16 protein-coding genes and 2 pseudogenes are annotated in these 17,129 nt (G+C 66.2%); 8 read left to right on the top strand and 10 right to left on the bottom strand.

Features of this window, described 5'->3' with window-relative positions; translation table 11 throughout:
* Positions 1 to 8 precede the first annotated feature (8 nt).
* From AC5677_RS41405 to AC5677_RS41385, 5 genes are all read left to right on the top strand, one after another.
* Positions 9 to 1,058, top strand: a complete 1,050-nt coding sequence (locus AC5677_RS41405) for a ParA family protein (RefSeq protein ID WP_497197073.1) — start codon at positions 9 to 11, stop codon at positions 1,056 to 1,058.
* On the top strand, positions 1,055 to 2,149 hold the full coding sequence (locus tag AC5677_RS41400; protein ID WP_497197072.1) for a ParB/RepB/Spo0J family partition protein: 1,095 nt from the start codon (positions 1,055 to 1,057) through the stop codon (positions 2,147 to 2,149). The genes AC5677_RS41405 and AC5677_RS41400 overlap by 4 nt, the downstream gene beginning before the upstream one ends.
* Positions 2,150 to 2,357: 208 nt before the next feature.
* Positions 2,358 to 2,939, top strand: coding sequence for an RNA polymerase sigma factor (locus tag AC5677_RS41395; RefSeq protein WP_497197071.1), 582 nt, complete (start codon positions 2,358 to 2,360; stop codon positions 2,937 to 2,939).
* On the top strand, positions 2,939 to 3,223 hold the full coding sequence (locus tag AC5677_RS41390; RefSeq protein ID WP_497197070.1) for a hypothetical protein: 285 nt from the start codon (positions 2,939 to 2,941) through the stop codon (positions 3,221 to 3,223). Before AC5677_RS41395 ends, AC5677_RS41390 begins: the two co-directional genes overlap by 1 nt.
* A 146-nt stretch (positions 3,224 to 3,369) precedes the next feature.
* On the top strand, positions 3,370 to 3,531 hold the full coding sequence (locus AC5677_RS41385; protein WP_497197069.1) for a hypothetical protein: 162 nt from the start codon (positions 3,370 to 3,372) through the stop codon (positions 3,529 to 3,531).
* A gap of 1,124 nt (positions 3,532 to 4,655) precedes the next feature.
* Here the strand turns inward: AC5677_RS41385 and AC5677_RS41380 are convergent.
* A pseudogene (locus tag AC5677_RS41380) lies at positions 4,656 to 4,802 on the bottom strand (DUF5710 domain-containing protein); the annotation flags it as partial.
* Positions 4,803 to 5,176: 374 nt separating this feature from the next.
* Complete coding sequence (locus AC5677_RS41375) at positions 5,177 to 5,422, bottom strand: hypothetical protein (RefSeq protein WP_497197068.1); 246 nt, start codon at positions 5,420 to 5,422, stop codon at positions 5,177 to 5,179.
* A 42-nt stretch (positions 5,423 to 5,464) separates the two neighbouring features.
* Here AC5677_RS41375 and AC5677_RS41370 point away from each other — a divergent pair, with 42 nt between their 5' ends.
* Positions 5,465 to 7,447 carry a pentapeptide repeat-containing protein gene (locus AC5677_RS41370; RefSeq protein ID WP_497197067.1) on the top strand — a complete coding sequence of 661 codons (1,983 nt, stop codon included), beginning with the start codon at positions 5,465 to 5,467 and terminating at the stop codon, positions 7,445 to 7,447.
* 345 nt (positions 7,448 to 7,792) lie between these two features.
* On the top strand, positions 7,793 to 8,701 hold the full coding sequence (locus AC5677_RS41365) for a hypothetical protein (protein ID WP_497197066.1): 909 nt from the start codon (positions 7,793 to 7,795) through the stop codon (positions 8,699 to 8,701).
* A 33-nt stretch (positions 8,702 to 8,734) separates the two neighbouring features.
* Here the strand turns inward: AC5677_RS41365 and AC5677_RS41360 are convergent, their stop codons facing one another.
* Both AC5677_RS41360 and AC5677_RS41355 read right to left on the bottom strand, forming a co-directional pair.
* A complete protein-coding gene (locus tag AC5677_RS41360) occupies positions 8,735 to 9,061 on the bottom strand; it encodes a hypothetical protein (RefSeq protein ID WP_497197130.1) in 327 nt (108 codons plus the stop codon).
* A 115-nt stretch (positions 9,062 to 9,176) separates the two neighbouring features.
* Positions 9,177 to 9,416, bottom strand: a pseudogene (locus tag AC5677_RS41355) (RNA-guided endonuclease TnpB family protein); the annotation flags it as partial.
* A gap of 139 nt (positions 9,417 to 9,555) precedes the next feature.
* Between AC5677_RS41355 and AC5677_RS41350 the strand changes: the two are divergent.
* Positions 9,556 to 10,125 (top strand): GNAT family N-acetyltransferase, encoded by a 570-nt coding sequence (locus AC5677_RS41350; RefSeq protein WP_497197065.1) that lies wholly within the window; start codon positions 9,556 to 9,558, stop codon positions 10,123 to 10,125.
* A gap of 239 nt (positions 10,126 to 10,364) precedes the next feature.
* Here the strand turns inward: AC5677_RS41350 and AC5677_RS41345 are convergent, their stop codons facing one another.
* The 6 genes from AC5677_RS41345 to AC5677_RS41320 all read right to left on the bottom strand — a co-directional run bounded on the left by AC5677_RS41345 (position 10,365) and on the right by AC5677_RS41320 (position 17,113).
* Complete coding sequence (locus AC5677_RS41345; RefSeq protein ID WP_497197064.1) at positions 10,365 to 10,811, bottom strand: DUF6420 family protein; 447 nt, start codon at positions 10,809 to 10,811, stop codon at positions 10,365 to 10,367.
* A 195-nt stretch (positions 10,812 to 11,006) separates the two neighbouring features.
* Complete coding sequence (locus AC5677_RS41340; RefSeq protein WP_497197063.1) at positions 11,007 to 11,843, bottom strand: hypothetical protein; 837 nt, start codon at positions 11,841 to 11,843, stop codon at positions 11,007 to 11,009.
* A gap of 321 nt (positions 11,844 to 12,164) precedes the next feature.
* Entirely contained in the window at positions 12,165 to 12,806 is a 642-nt protein-coding gene (locus AC5677_RS41335; protein ID WP_497197062.1) for a P-loop NTPase family protein, read from the bottom strand.
* Between the two features lie 212 nt (positions 12,807 to 13,018).
* Positions 13,019 to 14,065, bottom strand: a complete 1,047-nt coding sequence (locus tag AC5677_RS41330) for a hypothetical protein (RefSeq protein WP_497197061.1) — start codon at positions 14,063 to 14,065, stop codon at positions 13,019 to 13,021.
* 47 nt (positions 14,066 to 14,112) lie between these two features.
* Positions 14,113 to 15,129: a DUF6083 domain-containing protein gene (locus AC5677_RS41325; protein ID WP_497197060.1), complete on the bottom strand. Its 1,017-nt coding sequence runs from the start codon at positions 15,127 to 15,129 to the stop codon at positions 14,113 to 14,115.
* Positions 15,130 to 15,382: 253 nt separating this feature from the next.
* Positions 15,383 to 17,113 (bottom strand): hypothetical protein, encoded by a 1,731-nt coding sequence (locus AC5677_RS41320; protein ID WP_497197059.1) that lies wholly within the window; start codon positions 17,111 to 17,113, stop codon positions 15,383 to 15,385.
* Positions 17,114 to 17,129: the final 16 nt, after the last annotated feature.

Raw genomic sequence — 17,129 nt, 5'->3', positions numbered from 1 at the left:
AACACGGAATGGACATCCAGGACGCGACCGAAGTCGCCATCAAGACCTGGTACGGCGCCACGAAGGTGCCGGAGGTGAAGACAGACGGTGCCCGAACATGGGGCACCTTCCTGCCCGCAGGGGAACCGGACGCATTCAAAGCCGCCTGCACCGAGCGAGGCGTGACGTATGTGAAGGGCCTCGCCCAAGCCGTGACGATGTGGTTGGAGGCTCACCCCTCCCCCACGACTCCGCTGACGGCCCAGCCGGTCGTCCGGGTCATAGTGGCCAACCAGAAGGGCGGCGTCGGCAAGACGTTCATCTCCAGCGGCATGGCCCAGGCCCTCGCCGAGGCCGGCCACCGCGTCCTCATCGTCGACTACGACCCGCAGGGCCACCTCACGGCCGAATTGGGCTTCGAGGACCTGATGTATGAGGACGACGTGGAGACGCTCCTCATGCACATGGATGGCACCGCCAAGGGCGACATCCACGACCTCTTGGTCGCGCTCGATCAGAAGCGATTCGGGGAGCGCCTCCATCTGCTGCCCGCATCCGACGACGCGTTCCTGCGCGACGTGGCTCTGTCGAAGGTCTCCTTCAGCGAGGCCGCTCTGGAGCGGGCACTGGAGCCGTTGGAGAACGACTACGACGTGATCATCATCGACGGGCCGCCCAGCCTCGGCCTGAACATGGACACCGCCCTGTATTACGTGCGGCGCCGCGAGGGAGAACTCTCCGACCGCTCCGGCGTCATCACCCCAGTGTGGGCAAACAAGGCTTCTCACCGGGCCTTCCGCCTCCTGCGCTCACAGATGGAAGACCTGTGCCGCAAGGGACGCATCACTGTCGACTACCTGGGTTTGGTCATCAACGCCTACGACAGCCGGCGCGGCAAGCTGGTCAAGGAGAACCGCGACCAGTGGGAGCGCAGCACCTCCCCCACCGTCCTCGCCGTCATCGGGGACCTCAAGGAGGGCCGAGAGGCCGCGGACGGTGAGATCCCGCTGCTGGAGTACGCACCTGACAGTGAACACGCGCAGGCGATGCGTGACTTGGCGAAGGAGCTCGCGGTATGAGGCAGGCCAAGGCGAAGCAGCAGCAGCGCGTGACGCGCGGCTTCACGCTGGACGAGGAGGGCCAGGACGTCGGTGCTCCTGAACCTCGCCGGGTCCGGACGCGTCAACAGATCATGAGCGGCGAGGGCAAGCGTCCGCCGGCGGCGGTGAAGCTGGCCGAGCTCGCGCACAATCCGTACAACCCCCGCGAGGAGCTCACCGATGTCGAGGAGACCGCCGAGTCACTGAAGGCCAAGGGGCAGATCCAGCCGGTGACGGTAGTCCGCCGCGAGGCCTTCCTCAAGGCCCACGAAGGGCAGGAGGAGGCACTCGGGGACGCCTCGTACGTGGTCATCGACGGCAACCGCCGCCTGGCCGCCGCACGCCTGGCCGGCATCGATGAACTTCGGATCGACGTCCACGACGATCTGGCCGTGAGCGCTGCGGACATCCTCGAGTCGGCTCTGATCGCGAACATCCACCGCGTCGACGTCGATCCGCTGGACCAAGCGAAGGCAATTGAGAAGTTGGTCGAGACTCACGGCCAGCAGAAGGAAGTTGCCGCCCGGCTCGGCAAGACCCCGGCATGGGTCTCCCAGCGTCTGGCTCTGCTGAAGCTTCCCGAAGACCTGCAGGAAAAGGTCGAGACCGGCGAGCTGACGGTGAAGGACGGACGCCGGATCGGCAGCATGCACCCCGAGGTGCAGCACGCGGAAGCCGAGAAGGCGATTAACCGGGTTAAGTCTCCGCGCAAGCCGCGTGGCAGCTCTCCGAACACGGCGCCCTCGGCCGAGCCGGAGACGACGCATGCGGGTGTCGCCGTCGCCGACCCTGCGTTGCCCTCGCAGACGACAGCCCAGGAATCGGCGGACGCTGCGCCCGCCGAGACGATTAACCCGGTTAATCGCGATGCGCCTGCGGCGGACCCAGTGGCGGCGTTCACCCGCTACGTCGAGCGCGCTGTCGACTTCGCTGCCGAGATGCAGGGCATCGCGGCCTCGTACCGAGAAGCAGCCACCGTCGATCAGGGCGAGGCAGACAAACTGGTGGCCAAGCTGCGAGAGCGCCTGGACCGTGTCACGCGTCATCTGCCTGAAACGGGCAGCGAGTAGCAAGCAGGAACACCGGGCGGAAGGCCGGGGTTTCGGACTGCGAGGTCTGGAACCCGGCCTTCCGTTTTTGTGCCCCATCTCCCTTTCCTCGCAGTCCGGTTGAAGGGCTGGCCGTCACGTCGTGCTTCCCCTCAGCAGCACCACAGCGCCGGTCCCAGGACCTGCCACCGTAGGTAGTCGGTGGGGTTCGAATCGAAAGGAGGTATCGGTGGCCCGTTTCACCGAGAGCAGGTCCCTCATCAAGAGGCGCGTCCGGTTCTACGAGAAGACGCCTGCGATTGTTGCCGCGCAGCGCGCACTCATCGCCGAGCAATACACCCCTTGCCGGCGCATCGCTCTCACCACATGCGCGGACCCGCGCGTGGACACCGACTGCGTCGTGGAGGATGCATACGCCCGTCTCTGCGCCGACTGGGTACGCCAAGAAAAACGCGCAGTGCAGTCCCTTCACGAACTTGTGCGGTTCTACGCACGGGACGCACTGAAGCACGTACCTGACTCCTGGACCGGCAGGGACTGGACCGACCACGAGTACGCCGTGATCTTCGCCGACGTCGCGGACACGGAGGTCATGAAGGCACTCCACGTCATCGACGCGATGCCCGAGTCGATGAAGCGAATCTTCGAAGCCCGAAGGATCTTCGCCTACCCCATGGCGCTGACCGCGTCCCGGCTGGGCGTCTCGATCAACTCCGTCGGCACCACGAAAGCCGACGCCCGCATCAGCGCGGTGACCGACCTGAAGGCAGTCAAGACGTTCTTCGCGGAACAGATGGAAGGGGGTTCCTGATGCCCGGCAAGTCCGCCCGACGAGAGGCACTAACCGACCAACGCTACGTACGAATCATGGAGAAGGCCGATGCGATCCAGGCTCGACAGCGTCGGGAAGACGAAGAAATCAGCGTGGTCCTTAGCAGGACCTCGCTCGCCACCCTTGTCCTCACTGGGATGCTCGTGATGGGTGCGCTGCTCGCAACGGGCGTCTCCTTCGAGATTCTCCAGTCGCTCATCGCCGTGGTCGCCGCTGTCCCTGGCGTCGTCACGTTCATCCTGCGTTTCAAGAACCGAGATTAAGAACGGGCCCGCCCTCTCACCGACCGTCTCTCACAACACCCGATGAGGGGCCGGCCCATGGCATATCCGGAGGACACACCATGTTCAATCGTCGCACAGCAAACTCTGAGCCGTCAGCTCAGCCGACCCCGCGAAGCGACGAACGGGTGCGGGAAGCTGGGGCAGGGGAGTTCAAGCCGCCCAGGCACTGGCTGCCTGATCCCGTCTCGCGGCTCGGCGCGACCTTCTACGCCATCGCCGGCGCGGCGGTCTGGGAGACCACGATCTACGTGGTGCATCACGTTCACGTGGTGCTCACCTGGATCTGAGTGCCGCGGAGGGGAAGTCCCCGAAAGCCTGAGTTCCGCCCCTCCGCCATGCACGGAATTAACCCGGTTAAGTTGCCCCGCTGTCCCGACTGCCGGGAAGGCGAATTCAAGCGAGCATGCTCGAAACGCAAGGAAGGCCGGCCCCACAGAAGTTCTGTGGGGCCGGCCTTCCTTGTCGTTCGGCAGGCGGAGCGTCGAGCTTGCGCAGGTATCTCAGCGGTGACGCCAGTGCTGATGCGCCTTGAGGACTTCGTGGTCGGCGAAGCAGAACGGGGCGGCTGGGTGCTCGGGTCCCTCGGGCCCGTCACTGCGACAGCGTGCACCGCGTCGTTCGCTGGCGGGATGCCCACATCGCGGGGGAAGCCCAAATCAGCCTTGGGCGTGGGTGAGCATCCGGTGGTCCGGGAGTGAGGTTGAGGCGTGTCTCGCAGCGCCGCTCGCTGTAGAGGTCGAACCGGGTCAAGGGCAGCGGCGAGCACAGCCTGGTGCTCCCAGCGGCACGGCGGTCGCAGGCTGGGCGAGTCCCTTGAGCGTGTGGGGGCGTGGCTCTGCGCTCGTGTATGACCAAAGCCCACTCGACGTCGCGTGAGCGCCGATTAGCGACTCCTGCGATCCTCACGCCCATCGATTTGGCTGCCAGTGACGATTTCGAAGCGGCGTTCCGAGACGTGCCATCTCGCCGCGCTCCCCGGTCTGGCGAGCGCCTCGAGTCCTGCAGCCTCCACCGCGTCATGCTGGGGCATTGGAAGCTTCAGGCCGCTCCAGTTGTGCCACCACTCGTAAGGTTGGCAGACGATCTCGCATCGGCCCCATCCCGTCTTTCGGACGCTGGCGACGGCGATGCTACGGGGAGGTTGCATGTGCGAGTCGCACATGTGGCAGAACCAGTGCCACGGGGGGACTGTGATCCACCGGCTGGAGCTTTCTGGGGCATGAGGATCGAATACGGCGTCCAGTACAGCGCGAATCTGCTCGGGGCCGACTGGCTCCTCGACATTGCGCTTCTTCGCTCGTGCTGACGGACGGCGCAGGGAAAGCGAGGGGGTGCTGACCGCAGCTCGCAGGGCATTTCGGCGCGCTTGTTGGAGTGCTTGCTCGGCTGCGGAAGCCCCATTCTTCGCCACGGGTGACGGGGCCCAGCGCTGAAGGGCTGCTATCCCTGGCCGGGGTGCGTACCAGCGCCGCGCCACCCCATCCCAGCGAGCTCCGAGTGCTTTCGCCTCGTCCTTCTCTCGGAACGGCACATTCAGCCAGATGCGTTCTGCTGCCATCTTCGCCCCCCGGTAGACCTGACACCGTCGCCGCTCAGCGTAGGGCCAGGGTTCGCTTGCCAGCCGTCCCTGAGGTGCCTGCGGGGGTTCCGTCGGCTGCCCGTGGGGAGCGCATGGACAGAACCCTGACCTGTGGCGACTGTTGGGTGAGACCTACGCCGGGCAGTCCTACGCGAGGAACACCCCGAGGCGCACCACGCGCTGCTGCGAGAGCTGACCAAGCAGGAGCAGCCGGCCTGAGGCCAGAAGCTGACCCTGAACGCAAAAAGCGGCCCCTGCCGACCGGATCCAGGTCCGGTCGGCAGGGGCCTCTTCGCATCTGATGAGGCGGGCTTCGGTAGGACCTCTGGGGCCCGGCGGTCGGACGGTGTTGGTCAGCGGGCGTCCGAGGCCGGCGTGGTCTTGTGGCTGTCGCGGTGCTCGCGGGCCTCCGGTTCGACGAGCAGGCGCAGGTAGCGCGGTCCGTCGATGACTCCGTGCTCGCTGCACTTGGCCTGGTAGCCCGTGCGGCCGGTGCAGCCGGAGTCCGGGTCGCTGGGCATTCCGGACGGCTTCACGTCGTGGTCGCAGACGGTGCCGTCAGAGTGGACCGGCTCGATCTTGACGCTGGTTCGGGCCATTCTGCCGATCTCCTATGTGTTGGGTTCGCCGGTGTAGGGGAGTTGGATCAGGACCGCCCTTTGCGTACTGCCTGGGGACGGGCGCGGTGGTGCGGGCGGCTCGACACGGACCAGCTCGAACTCGGGCAGGAGACCGAGCTGTCCGGCGGCGGCTGCGCGGGCGGCGAGGGTGAGCGAGCGGGTGACCTGATGCCACCTGCTGAGTCGCCGAAGGCAAGAAACTGCCTGACCCGCCGCAACGTCTTTGAGGGCATGACGCCCCCAAGCACCGAACCGTCTCCGGCTCCGCCAGACTGGCCTCACTGCGGTCACGGCGCGGACTCTGCGACTGACCCGATCGGCTGCCGAGGAATACAGGTCCCCACGCATTCCCTCTGCCTGGCCCACCTGAACCAGTCGGACCGCGACGCTTATCTGGCCACCTTGTCGCCCAACGCCGACATCGACCACCGTGGCACCGCCTTCACCGATGAACTGCTCAGCGAACTGCTCGCCACGCTCACTGAGCCCTCCACAGGACAGCCCCGAATCGGCAACGCCCGTTTTGACGAAGCTGAGTTCAACGCTGGCACGGTCTTCGACGCGGCAACGTTCAACGGCCCTGCCTGGTTCGCGGGAGCCACGTTCAGCGGCGACGCCCAGTTCAACAAGGTCGAGTTCGGCGACGAAGCACACTTCGAGAGGACGTACTTCGGCGGCATTGCCTCATTTGAGCGAGCCGTATTCGCCAGCGGTGCCTGGTTCGTCAGTACGCAAATAGTCGGCACCGCCGTGTTCGGCGGAGTGAAGTTCAGCCGCGAGGCTTCCTTCTTCGGCGCACAGTTCAGCAGCATCGCCTGGTTCGGGGGGGCTAAGTTCATCGGCGAGACCTGGTTCCGTCGGACGGAGTTTCGCAACGACGCTGTCTTCCTCAAAGCCGCCTTCGAACGCACCACTGCTCTGGGGCCGTTGGTTTGCACAGGAACGCTGCTCCTGTCGGAAGCAATCTTTGGGGCACCCGTGACCATCGAGGTGGCAGCGCACACCGTGCGCTGCCAGAGGACGCGGTGGGCTTCCACTGCCGCGCTGCGACTGCGCCGCGCCGCAGTGGATTTGACCGACGCAGTCCTTGAACACCCCGTGAGCATCGCCGCCCCCTCCCGCCCCTTCACTGCGGACAGCGAGGAATTGAGCGAAGTGAACCTGCCCAGCGATCGCGTTCGTGTCGTATCGCTGAGAGGAGTAGACGCGGCGCACCTGGTACTCACCGACATCGACCTCACCAACTGCCGGTTCGCCGGAACGATCCACCTCGATCAGCTGCGGCTGGATGGGCTGTACTCCCTGGCGGCCGCTCCCGCCGGCCTACGTTGGCGCGGGCTACGACCGGTGCGCTGGACGCCTCGCCGGACGCTAATCGAAGAACACCATTGGCGTGCAACACGCTTCGACGACGCAGACGGCTGGACCGCTCCCCTCGAGGGGGAGGAGGCGCTCAAGCCCGCTGCACTGGCGCCCGTGTATCGGCAGCTACGCAAGAGCTTCGAAGACGGCAAGCACGAACCAGGAGCCGCCGACTTCTACTACGGCGAAATGGAGATGCGCCGTCACGCCGACGACATCCCCTGGGCCGAGCGGACTCTGCTCACCGCGTACTGGGTTCTGTCCGGCTACGGACTGCGGGCCTCTCGCGCCTTCATATGGCTGATGACAGCCATGGCCGGCACGACGCTGGCGATGTTGCTGTGGGGTCTGCCTCAGCACGATCCGAAGGCGACCATCACTGGCGCCCTGAGCGGCCCCGGCAAGATCACCCTGACTGCCCTGCCGCCCACTCTGGCCAACCTCAACATCCCGTACCACGAGCGTCTCTCGGCCGAACGAGTCGAGAAGTCCCTACGGGTGGTGATCAACTCAGTCGTCTTCCGTTCCTCCGGTCAGGACCTCACCACCGCCGGTATCTACATCGAAATGGCCTCACGGCTGAGCGAGCCCGTCCTGCTTGGCTTGGCCCTCGTGGCCATCCGAAATCGCGTCAAACGCTGAGGACCACCGCAAGTACCTCACGCCAAGCTCTCGAGGTACTTCCACCGCCAAGAGCCCGGAGGCGTGGGTGCGATGCCCTGACGGCAACCACAGGGCCTCACCAGCAGACCAAAATCGCCTGTGCGGCGATCTGACGGCCTGGCAGGCACATCAAGGTCGCACCATACCAACCGCTTCGAGTTCGGCCGCGCATGGCGCCGTTCTGGCGGTCGCCTTTTGGGTGATGGGGGCGAAAACTACCGCTTCGACCAGTGGCTGCCCCACCCTCAAGCTTCACTGAGCCGCACAACGGGGGCTATTGAAACTCCGAGCGCCTGACGGTCCAGCGGACCTATCGTCTCGGCCATGGATTCAGAGCAGTTGAAAGATTCGTCCCACAGATGGATGAATGCCGCGCTGGCGGCCTTCGTCGAGGGCCCCGAGAGCTACGACTTCGCCATTCACCACGCTGGAGTGGCTACGGAGCACCTGCTCAAGGCATACCTCGCCACGTTTCATCCAGCTCTGATTGTCGACGGTCGGCACTTCGACTCGTTGCTCCACGCCACGGGCCTGGGTGCCCACGCAGGCCCGCTGACCAAGGTCAAGACCATCGGCCTTGTTGAGGCCCATGAGCGAGTGGTCAAGCTCCTTCCCAGGAAGACCCCGATCGACAGGAAGGCTCTTGAGCCCCTGGCGGACGCCCGCAATGGAGTTGCCCACAGCGCGATACACGACTCCTCGCAAGCCGAAGCAGTGTTCACGGTCTGCCTGCGCTTGGCCGACCCGGTTCTCGAAGAACTGAAAGTTGATCCGCAGAGCTACTGGGGCCCCTATCTGGTTCTGCACGACAAGCTGGTCGATGAGCAGGTCCGACAGGAACGCGTCGCGGCGGAAGCCCTACTGGTCAAGGCCCGCTCAGTGTTTGAACAGCGCTTCGGACACATGTCACGCAAAGAGCGTCAGGTCGTTCTGGCTGCAATCACCAGTCAGCCGATGATCACCATGAGTAAGGAAGTGCCAATAGAGTGCCCTGCCTGCGGTTCTCAGGGGTGGGTAGCTGGCGAGGTGAGTGTCCAGGGCTTCGCCGAACACGCCAGTGTCCACCTCGTCCCTTACGCGTTCCACTGCGCGGCATGCGACCTCGAAATCGAAACCAAGCTGCTCAAACACTTCGGTGACCTGGATTACGACATACACCTCTTGGACGAGGACGCCTACGACTACCTCAGCGACGAACCGCCGGGGGACGAAGACTTCTACAGAGGCCGATGAGTCAGCTCACCCAACGGCATTCCGCAGGTTCTGTTAGCCGCAGTTACCAATAACGGGGAGCGAAGCGGCGGCCAGGAACTCCAGGCCGCCGACGGTGAGCCGGGCGGGTTGGTCTGGGGCCTCCGCTTGGACGACGATCCCGGAAACGCGCAGCAGGTCGCCGGGCTGTATCTCGGTGAGCAGCGCGTCGGCGATGCGGGGGTCTGCGGTGGTGCAGGAGAACACCGTGTCGGGGACGTCCGGGGCGGCGTCTGCCTGGTCGGCGGGGGAGACGATCAGGTCGAAGCGGGCGGTGCCCCAGCCGGTGCCGGGTGCGGGGATGGCGTCGACGTAGCCGTCGAGGTGCGTCTGGGGGTTCATCAGGTGGCCTCCGCCAGGGTCTCGGTGGTGCGAGGAGAGCGGGTACGGGTGGTGCGGTGCGCGAGGGCCAGGAGGTCGCGGTTGCGGCGTTGCTGCTCGGGCGTGATCGGTCGGGCTTGCGGGCCCCGGTCAGCATCTTGTCGAGCTGCGCCGGACCACACGTCCGCTTGTCGGCACCCTCCGGGCGCGTCTTGTGCCACTGGTGGGTCTGCTTCGACTTGGCGACGCATTCGTTCCACACCCACCGGCACCGGTCCCACTCGCCCCTCAGGGCACTGCGGGCCGTGGACGACACGCGCAGCCGGCACGTCCACCGGGCATGCCTGACATCATCCGCCATCACGCGCGTCGCCATGAACATCAACCTATCCGGAAAGCCATGAAACTCCGCCCGAGTTCGTGACACGATCTGGTCCATGGGAAGAGCCTCACGCCGTCGAGCGGAACAGCGCGCACGACCTGCGAAAACGAGGCCCACCGCGGCCGTCCGCTCCTTGGCACCCACCGACCTGCCGACGGTGAAGCACTTGCTGAAAGCAGTGGTGGAACCCCGAAGCTCTCAGGCGCTGGACTTCTACGTATCGGAGCCGTCCGAGGCCAACCGATTCGGTGTGGGCTTGGTCGCGGAGAGCGAAGGCGAGGTTGTTGGCGTCGTAGCAGGAGCAGGAATCGGCCTCCACCTGCCTGGACTTCATGTCTCCGAGCAGGAGATCGCTCGGCGAATCGGGCTACTAGACGTTCTGGCGATCCGCCCGGATCATCGCCGCCAGGGGTTGGGTTCCCTGCTGTGCGGTTCCCTGCTGGACCGATTCCGTGACGGCGGGCACCAGATGATGGTGACGATGTTGGCAGCCGGCAGGCGGGATCTCATCCCCGTCTACACCGGATGGGGGTGGAACGTCGGGGTACGCGGCGCTGGGGTAGGAATCGAGATCGGCCCGCACCAAATTGCCATCGCAGAGGACCCAGCCGCACGCACAGCCTGGACAGCACTGGCGCCCGGGGTACGCGCTGTTCCCGTCAAGGGACTCGGGGTTCCAGTGGTGACCGGAATCTTCGGGTGACCCAGCTCAGTTCCTAGGCTCTCAGCTCGCCAGCTGGCCCTCAGCGCCCGAGTGGGGGTGTTCCGGGTCCCAGTCGGGTCGCTCATCCGGGCATCACGTGTGCCGGCTGGTCGGCCTTGAGTCCGATCCGGGCGGGACATCTGGGGCACTTCGAGCCAACGCCAGCGGCGCCGCCACCCGCCCGGCTCACCACGAGACGGGTGGGTGGTCCTGGACCGTGTGTACGCCCGGTTCACTACCTACCTCGGCTCGCCGATGGTCTTTGCGGTCGCTGCGGCGAGTCGGTCAGCCGGTTTGAAGTCGGCGAGTTCGATCGCGAGCAGTGCACGTACAAAGGCGGAGAGTTGAATGCTGCTCCGGCGGATCTCGAAACGTCGATAGACACCGGGAGTGAATGCCGCGCGGTGCTTGCAGCCTGCCCGAAGGCAGTGTCCCTCCGCGGCAAGGGCGAGCCGCTTGTAGGCGTCATCCTTGGCACCGGTCACCTGGGCGTCACAGCCGAGGTGATCCAGCGCAATCCGGTGATGGGCAGTGGTTTCCTCGATCGTGAGCCGTCCTCCTCCGGCTGTGATGTAGCGACCAGGATTGACGGACGCGTACGGGTGAAGGAGCGGCAGCCCTGTCTCTGATGGGTGCAGGGGAGGGAGCCCGTCGTACTGGACGTACGGGCCGCGGTCGGTGGCCATGTGATTTCCCTCGTCACGGGTTGGCGCCAGGCTAGGGTCTCGGGGGATCGTCAGCAGGAACGGTGGGGAGCTCTCCTGGCAGTGGGCGCGGCTGGGGCGGTAGAGGTGCTGGAGGGCGTCGGCCCGGCCCTACAACGCGTACGGGCACCCAAGGTCACCACACATTCCGCCGACACGGTGCCGCTGGTACTCAGGTCAGTCTCGTTCAGGTGCGCTATCGGGTTGAGAGCACAGGTGCGCGGCCGGACAGGCATCGCATCCTCGCTGGTCCGCCCAGCCGGAAGCACCGACCTCGGCGAACAGCTCCTTTGCACGCTCAGGGCCACCGACACCGTCGAACGCCCCGTACTCCTCAGCGTCGGGGCGCTCGAGCTCTACCTGCTTGGCCCGCATGTACATCAGCGCGGAGAGCTGTTCGGGCGTGAGGTCCTGCGCGGCGGCGTTCGGCATGCAGACGCCGGGGACATTGCTGGCCGCTTGCTCGCCGTAGAAGATCCACTGGTCACCGGGACTCTCCGGAGGCTTGGCGACGAAGCGCAGGAAGGGGGTCTCTTCGTACTCCTCAATCAGGAAGGCACCAGAGGCGTGCAGGCGATGCAGGCTGGAGCGGATGCTGCCGAGGTCGGCGCCGAGGCGTTCAGCAGCTACTTGAAGCGGCAGGATGTGGCCGCCGTCGGGACCGTCCAGGATTCCGAGATGCCCAGTGTCGATGGCCATGTCGAGGAGGATCGCGGCCATCGGCGCGTTGCCGCCGTAGTGGGTTCCGATCACCGCGAGGCGCTCCATGAAGTCGCGGCTGTCCTCATCCAGTCGGGGATCTTCCCGCACGTAGGTCAGGTCCATGTCCGCCGGTACTTCTAGCCATTCCTCGTACGGCTTCCCTGGCGGCTGCAGCTGCTGCAGGGTGTACGGCGCGGCCTTCCGCGGCCGGCGCTGCTTGCCCGGCTTTCTCCTGCCCATCGCTTCCTCTTCTGCTGGTGCCTGCGGCCTGCGCACTCTCAACGCGCGGGACATTCCGGGAGAAACGGCCATAGGGGAACATTCGTCGCTCGGAGCACAGTCCCCAGTGGGGACTTGTGGAGCCTGCTGGCAGACATCTGAGGGGGAGGTGCGCCTGGTCCGCGGCCGACTCGTGCACGGCAGCCTCGACGTTGACGGTCAGGTGGCGACAGCCAAGCTGGAGACGGACGCGGTGGCCCGACTGCGGCGGGTGCGATGGGGGACGTCGAGGATGGGGGGTGGGGTGGTGAGGACGGTAGCGGCGCTGGAGGGGGCTAACTGGGGTGGGCCGGTTGGCGTTGAATGAGCTGCGGGTGATGCGTCGCCAATGCTCGCCTTAGTCAGGCTTCGCGATCACCAGCTGCAATTGACTTTGCGTGGTGCGTAGGAATGCCGATCCTTGGCGATCAACACGTCAACGGCGTGGGGCGCCGTGCCGTGGAGGAGCAGCAGGGTGTCGGCGTCATATTCCAGCTCGGCCGCGAGTCCCAGATTGCGCAGGTGTAGGGGGTCGGAGTCCTCAGCTCGGGGCGTCAGGGGGGCCATGACCACAATGGCGGACGTCGCGGCAAGCATCTTCAGGCGCCGGCCGAGGTCTGCGGCCTGCTCCGGGTGATGCACGGTCGTGCCGTCCAGGTCGGGCGTGATGAGCCCGAAGTGGTCGATGACGACGAGTTCGACGGGACGGCGGGTGGGCGCGAAGGACTCAAGGACCGACTCGATCTGCGACGGGCACAGGTCCCGGCGCTGGATGTGGAGATCGGGAATGGAGTTGCGGGAGGCAAATTGGGGTGACCAGAGGACTGTCCGCAGACCCTGAGCTGCGGTGTGCACGGCGAGGTCGTAGCCGAAGTTGGCCTCCCTGCTGCCGGGGAGGGCCCCGATGCCTACGAGGTGACCTGGCCTCAGGTGCAGGTAGGCGTCGAACTCGGGCCATGGCGAGGTCATGTACTCGGATTCAGTGCCTACGGGGATCTGGTCATCGGTAGGGTCCATGCCTCGTCCTTCGTGAAAGGGCACGACGTTCGGCGCCACCGTCGCATCTCCGGCGTCAGCGCAGGTGCAACACTGTGATCTTTTGGCCTGATCGGCGTTGTGGCTGGCTGATTGCGAGCGGTGATCTGCTCTCGCGCCCGGCGCGGACTCGAGTCGCAGCGGCAGGCTGGGGGGTGCCCTCCGGTGTATTCGGACCGCGGCGGCCGCCGCGGTCAGGCTGGCCTGTGCCCGGTGGAGCACGTCCGGCACGCGGTCGCGCTGCTGGGGTCGTAGCGCCGCTGCCGGCAGGCGCACCAGGGCCAGTTCAGGCATGAAGGGCACTGGGTGTGCGGGGCTGCGACCGGGAGGCCGCAGGTTCCGCCCTTGCCGGTGCATTCGGCTATCGGCGGCCGGTAGCTGACGGCTTCGGCGGGGGTGCGGTCCGCGGCCGTACGCTGCTCAATGTCCTCGGCTTCCCCGGCGGCTTCGTTTTCGTGGGGCGCAGTCAGCAGCCGGCCGCCGCGGCAGACGCGACAGGGCGTGTCGTCCTGATCGGGGCGGTCGGGCGGTGCGAGGAGCCAGCCGTCCTCGCAGCGGCCAGCGCACTCGGTTGGTGACACCAGCCACGCGGCGACGTCGTCCGGCTGGTACCCGATGTGTCCGTGGCCGGCCTTGCGGTGAAGGGGGCTGTTGGCCCACCTGCGCCACCAGCGGCGTTCGATGCGCGCGGCGAGCTGTCCTGGGGTGAGCCACTGCAGCTCGTGCTGAATGATGTCCATCGTGGCGGGTGGCACGGATCCGCCGCACGCCCGCATGACCGGTTCGGGCAGGGCGGCCAGCACGCTGCGCACCGGGCTAACTGTCCTGCCGAAGGACGTGGCGGCCTGGCAGTCCGCGCACCGGTTCCAGTCCCACGACCGCGGGAAATAGGTGCGTACCCACTTGTGCCGGTGGTCTTTGCGGTCTTCCGGCTGAACATGATTGATACCCGAGGCGTAATCGGGGCGTTCCGACAGAGGGGCCGCGCAGGTGACGCAACGGCCGCTGCAGGACCGGCAGAGTTGGCCGTCGGTGGTGGCGGCCTGGCAGCCGGGGCACTCCCGCTTGCAGACCTTGCACAGGTGGTCGTCGGGGTGGGGCTCGGGCAGCCAGCGGTGCTTTCCCTGGCACCGTACGCAGCGGCGGGTGTCGGTGTCCTTGTTGTGTGTCGGCAGCACCGGCTGCCCCGGGCATCGGTCACAGACCACGATGTCCCGGTCGGCGGCGTAGCGCAGGTTCATGCGGGCACCTCCTGGCGTGCGGCTCCCCAACTGCAGCCGCCCTCAGCCTAACTGGGGCTGGACGTGCCGCCGCGCTGCCAGCGAGCGTGGGTCTCTGCGCGTCGTTGCCGGCGTCGTTCGCAGGCATCGCACAGCCAGCCGTGGGGAACATTCGCCGTGGTGCCGTTCGAGCAGCCGACCCCCGCGCACCGTGTCGCACGGGGCTCGTGGTGGACCCGCACGTCAGGCCCTCTCGGCCCCTCCGGCTCGGGGTATCCCTCTGGCTTTTGACCGAGGATGAAGGCGCCGTGCCGGACCGGCGAGAAATTGACCCATTCGCGGGGGCTGTGATCGGGGACGGAAGTGTCGGCGTGCAAGTCGCACCGCTGGGTCAGCCAGCGTTTGATGGCCCGGAATTCGACCGTGTCGAGCGACCACACCCACATCGTGCCGCCGGTCTCGTTGAAGATCTGCTCGCCTTCGCGCCCAGCGGCGTAGGGGATCTCCGTGCGCACCCAGTGGCCTTCCGTCAAGGAGGAGAGGGAGTAGACGGTGTCGGCACACCGCTCTCCGCCATCGGCTGTTGCGGTGCACTGCAGTTCCTCGATCCGGCCCGGGGCCAGGCGCAGGACGCTGCCGTAGCGCATGGTGTGCCGTACCTGGCCGGCTCGGGCCGCGTTCGCCGGTTCCGGTTCGGCGACAGCCCCCGGGTCGTGGGACTCCACCGGTCGGGGGGTGAACGTCCCCGCGTTGATGTTGTTCTGCATCCGAGCCCCCAGCTTCGTCACAAGCGGGCGCAGGGTTTCGTCGAGGTCGCCGTGGTCGAGGGCCGGGCAGATGGTGGTGTGGGCCAGGCGGCAGTATGCGTAGCCGCGCAGGGTGCCGGAGTAGGCGACGCCGCCGTCCACGTACCACCGGTACCTGGGCGGGATGTACTTCAAGGGGAATTCGCCGGGCATCAGGGGGATGCGGCGTTCGTCGAAGCGGTCGAACCACTCGACCGGGCATGAACAGTACGCGCACACGCCCTGGGCTTTGCTGCGCAGCAGTCGCGAGGTGTTCGACCGGTGCAGGCTTATCGACATGGCGGGCCCCCTGGCAGTTCCAACGGGGCTGCCACGCCCTGTTGTTGCTCTTCGACCGGACGGTCAGTGTACGAGCCGGCCCCGGGCCGGCGAGCGTGACGCTCCCATCTCGTCACTCCGGCGTACGGTCGCCCGGCGACGGCCGTCGCCGGTTCACCTCCGCTCAGATCTCGCCGCGATGACATCCAGGTAGCTAGGCCTCGCCTTCGTCCGGTATGAGGTCGTCGGACAGGAAGGCTCGGTTCTCTTTCGGTTACATCAGGATGGTGCTGAGCCTGCCGAAGATGTAGTCGCCAGAGTTGCTGTTTTCACCGTCGACCGTGAGTGGATGAATGAGTAGGTCGGTGGAGGCCATTACAGCCAGAGCCGCTTGGCGTTCGCCCACGATCGGGAACAGCCGCATGTAAAGGCGCTGCAGGCGGAGAGCGGCGCGGCGGACGACCCGTTGGTCGACCTCCGCTTCCAGCCCCGGCGTGGACTCGGTGAGCAGTTCGAGTACGAGAGGAACGTCGGCTGGCTTCCAACTGTCGCGCTGCTCGTTGATCCACCCGATCAGCGAGGCAAGCTCATCGACTGACCCGTCTTCGGCCTCCACACCGGGCTGTGGCGTGGTCGCGGCCGGTGGCAGGGCGTGCCGGATTTCCGGCAGGCTGGTCTCCAGCGGGCGGAGGTCCAGCACGGTGTAGAACAGGACACGGGTCATCGCGCTCAGGCCAAGGTTGTTGATCTCCCCGAACGGTTTGATCTCCCAATCCGGATCGGCGGCCGCGTGCTGCGCGTGGGTCTCGAGTTGATTGACGGCATGGGTGCTCATGTGGATGCGCGGTGCACGAGGGTTCTTCTGCGCGGCCTCCGCAGCAGCTCGGGTGGCCCGCCACACCAGGTTGTAGATCTCGCCGAGTGGCCGGTGGCGGGCCACTTTGTATGCGGCATCCCGTAGGCGCGCCTCGTGATGGTCGGTGACCTCGGGCAGGTTCACTTCCTCCAAGCGGTGGAGGAAGTAGCGCAGGGCCTCCTCCGCCACGAGTTCTTCAGCCAGCGAGAGGAGGTCGTCTTGCTGTCCAGCGGTCAGGCGTGCGGGATTCAGGGCAGTCGCGAGGTGCTCGTCGAGCTCCTCGGCTCCCGTACCGGGGCTGGTGCCGAAGGGCGCGTAGAAGTGGGCCATGCCGGGATAGAACTGCGAGGTCAGCTTCGGAGTGTCGACTTCGTCCGGCTCCCCATCGGTCGCGCGCAGGGCGTCCTCGAATGATTCGGGCATCCAGATGAATGCCCCTACGGGGCTGGATGGATGGATTCTCAGCAGCCCGACGCGCACCAGTGCACCGAGCACCGAAGACGTTTCGTATGCCTTGGGGTGCAAGGGATCCAACCATGATCCGATGTCACTGACTGGGGTGGTGGACGGCGCGTAGCGAAGCAGCGCCAGGGCCGCGGTCATCTCCCTGACCGGCGCGGTGGGCACGGAGATCTCGTAGGTGAGGGCGTACTTCTTGTCGAGGAGAGTGCGTTGCGCCTGCGTCCAGGCGGTCCGGACCGCTTCGCGGGCTTGCTGCGCTTCGGCCTTGGTCTTTGCTGCTTCTCGTTTGGCCTTGCGCTTGGGGTCGAGAACAGCTTGGACGGCGCCCAGCAGGGATGGATTGCAGTCCACACAGGCTGGTGTCTCACCGTTGCACAGTTGTTGAAATGCCGTGCGGGAGGTGAGGCTCAGGGATCCGCCGCACTGGGGGCATTTGTGTCCGGGGACGACAGCGCGGACGGCGGCGGCAGCCACAGCGTGGATGGGGCTTCCCCACCCGGCGGTATCGATGCTGGTGGTCTTCTCGCACCAGATGGGGGTGCTGTAGTCGGGCGCGAACCCGGCCAGCGCCCAATACCTCTCGCCGATCGCGACGAGCTCAGGATCAGCCTCATCGTCCGTGATGACGGCTGGGATGAGGTGGGTGAGGTCGTCGCTGGTCTGTCCGTGCTCAGGCGCATCAGTCACATCTGCTTACTCTATG

Source organism: Streptomyces sp. JLSY215 (genome assembly GCF_059682825.1).
This window is presented reverse-complemented; position numbering and strand designations above follow the sequence as displayed.

Excerpts from the sequence above, each read along its gene's own strand:
- AC5677_RS41325 (WP_497197060.1), bottom strand. The coding sequence starts at position 15,129 with ATGTCGATAAGCCTGCACCGGTCGAACACCTCGCGACTGCTGCGCAGC.
- AC5677_RS41400 (WP_497197072.1), top strand. The coding sequence starts at position 1,055 with ATGAGGCAGGCCAAGGCGAAGCAGCAGCAGCGCGTGACGCGCGGCTTC.
- AC5677_RS41360 (WP_497197130.1), bottom strand. The coding sequence starts at position 9,061 with ATGAACCCCCAGACGCACCTCGACGGCTACGTCGACGCCATCCCCGCA.
- AC5677_RS41390 (WP_497197070.1), top strand. The coding sequence starts at position 2,939 with ATGCCCGGCAAGTCCGCCCGACGAGAGGCACTAACCGACCAACGCTAC.
- AC5677_RS41365 (WP_497197066.1), top strand. The coding sequence starts at position 7,793 with ATGGATTCAGAGCAGTTGAAAGATTCGTCCCACAGATGGATGAATGCC.
- AC5677_RS41340 (WP_497197063.1), bottom strand. The coding sequence starts at position 11,843 with ATGGCCGTTTCTCCCGGAATGTCCCGCGCGTTGAGAGTGCGCAGGCCG.
- AC5677_RS41330 (WP_497197061.1), bottom strand. The coding sequence starts at position 14,065 with ATGAACCTGCGCTACGCCGCCGACCGGGACATCGTGGTCTGTGACCGA.
- AC5677_RS41345 (WP_497197064.1), bottom strand. The coding sequence starts at position 10,811 with ATGGCCACCGACCGCGGCCCGTACGTCCAGTACGACGGGCTCCCTCCC.
- AC5677_RS41405 (WP_497197073.1), top strand. The coding sequence starts at position 9 with ATGGACATCCAGGACGCGACCGAAGTCGCCATCAAGACCTGGTACGGC.
- AC5677_RS41335 (WP_497197062.1), bottom strand. The coding sequence starts at position 12,806 with ATGGACCCTACCGATGACCAGATCCCCGTAGGCACTGAATCCGAGTAC.
- AC5677_RS41375 (WP_497197068.1), bottom strand. The coding sequence starts at position 5,422 with ATGGCCCGAACCAGCGTCAAGATCGAGCCGGTCCACTCTGACGGCACC.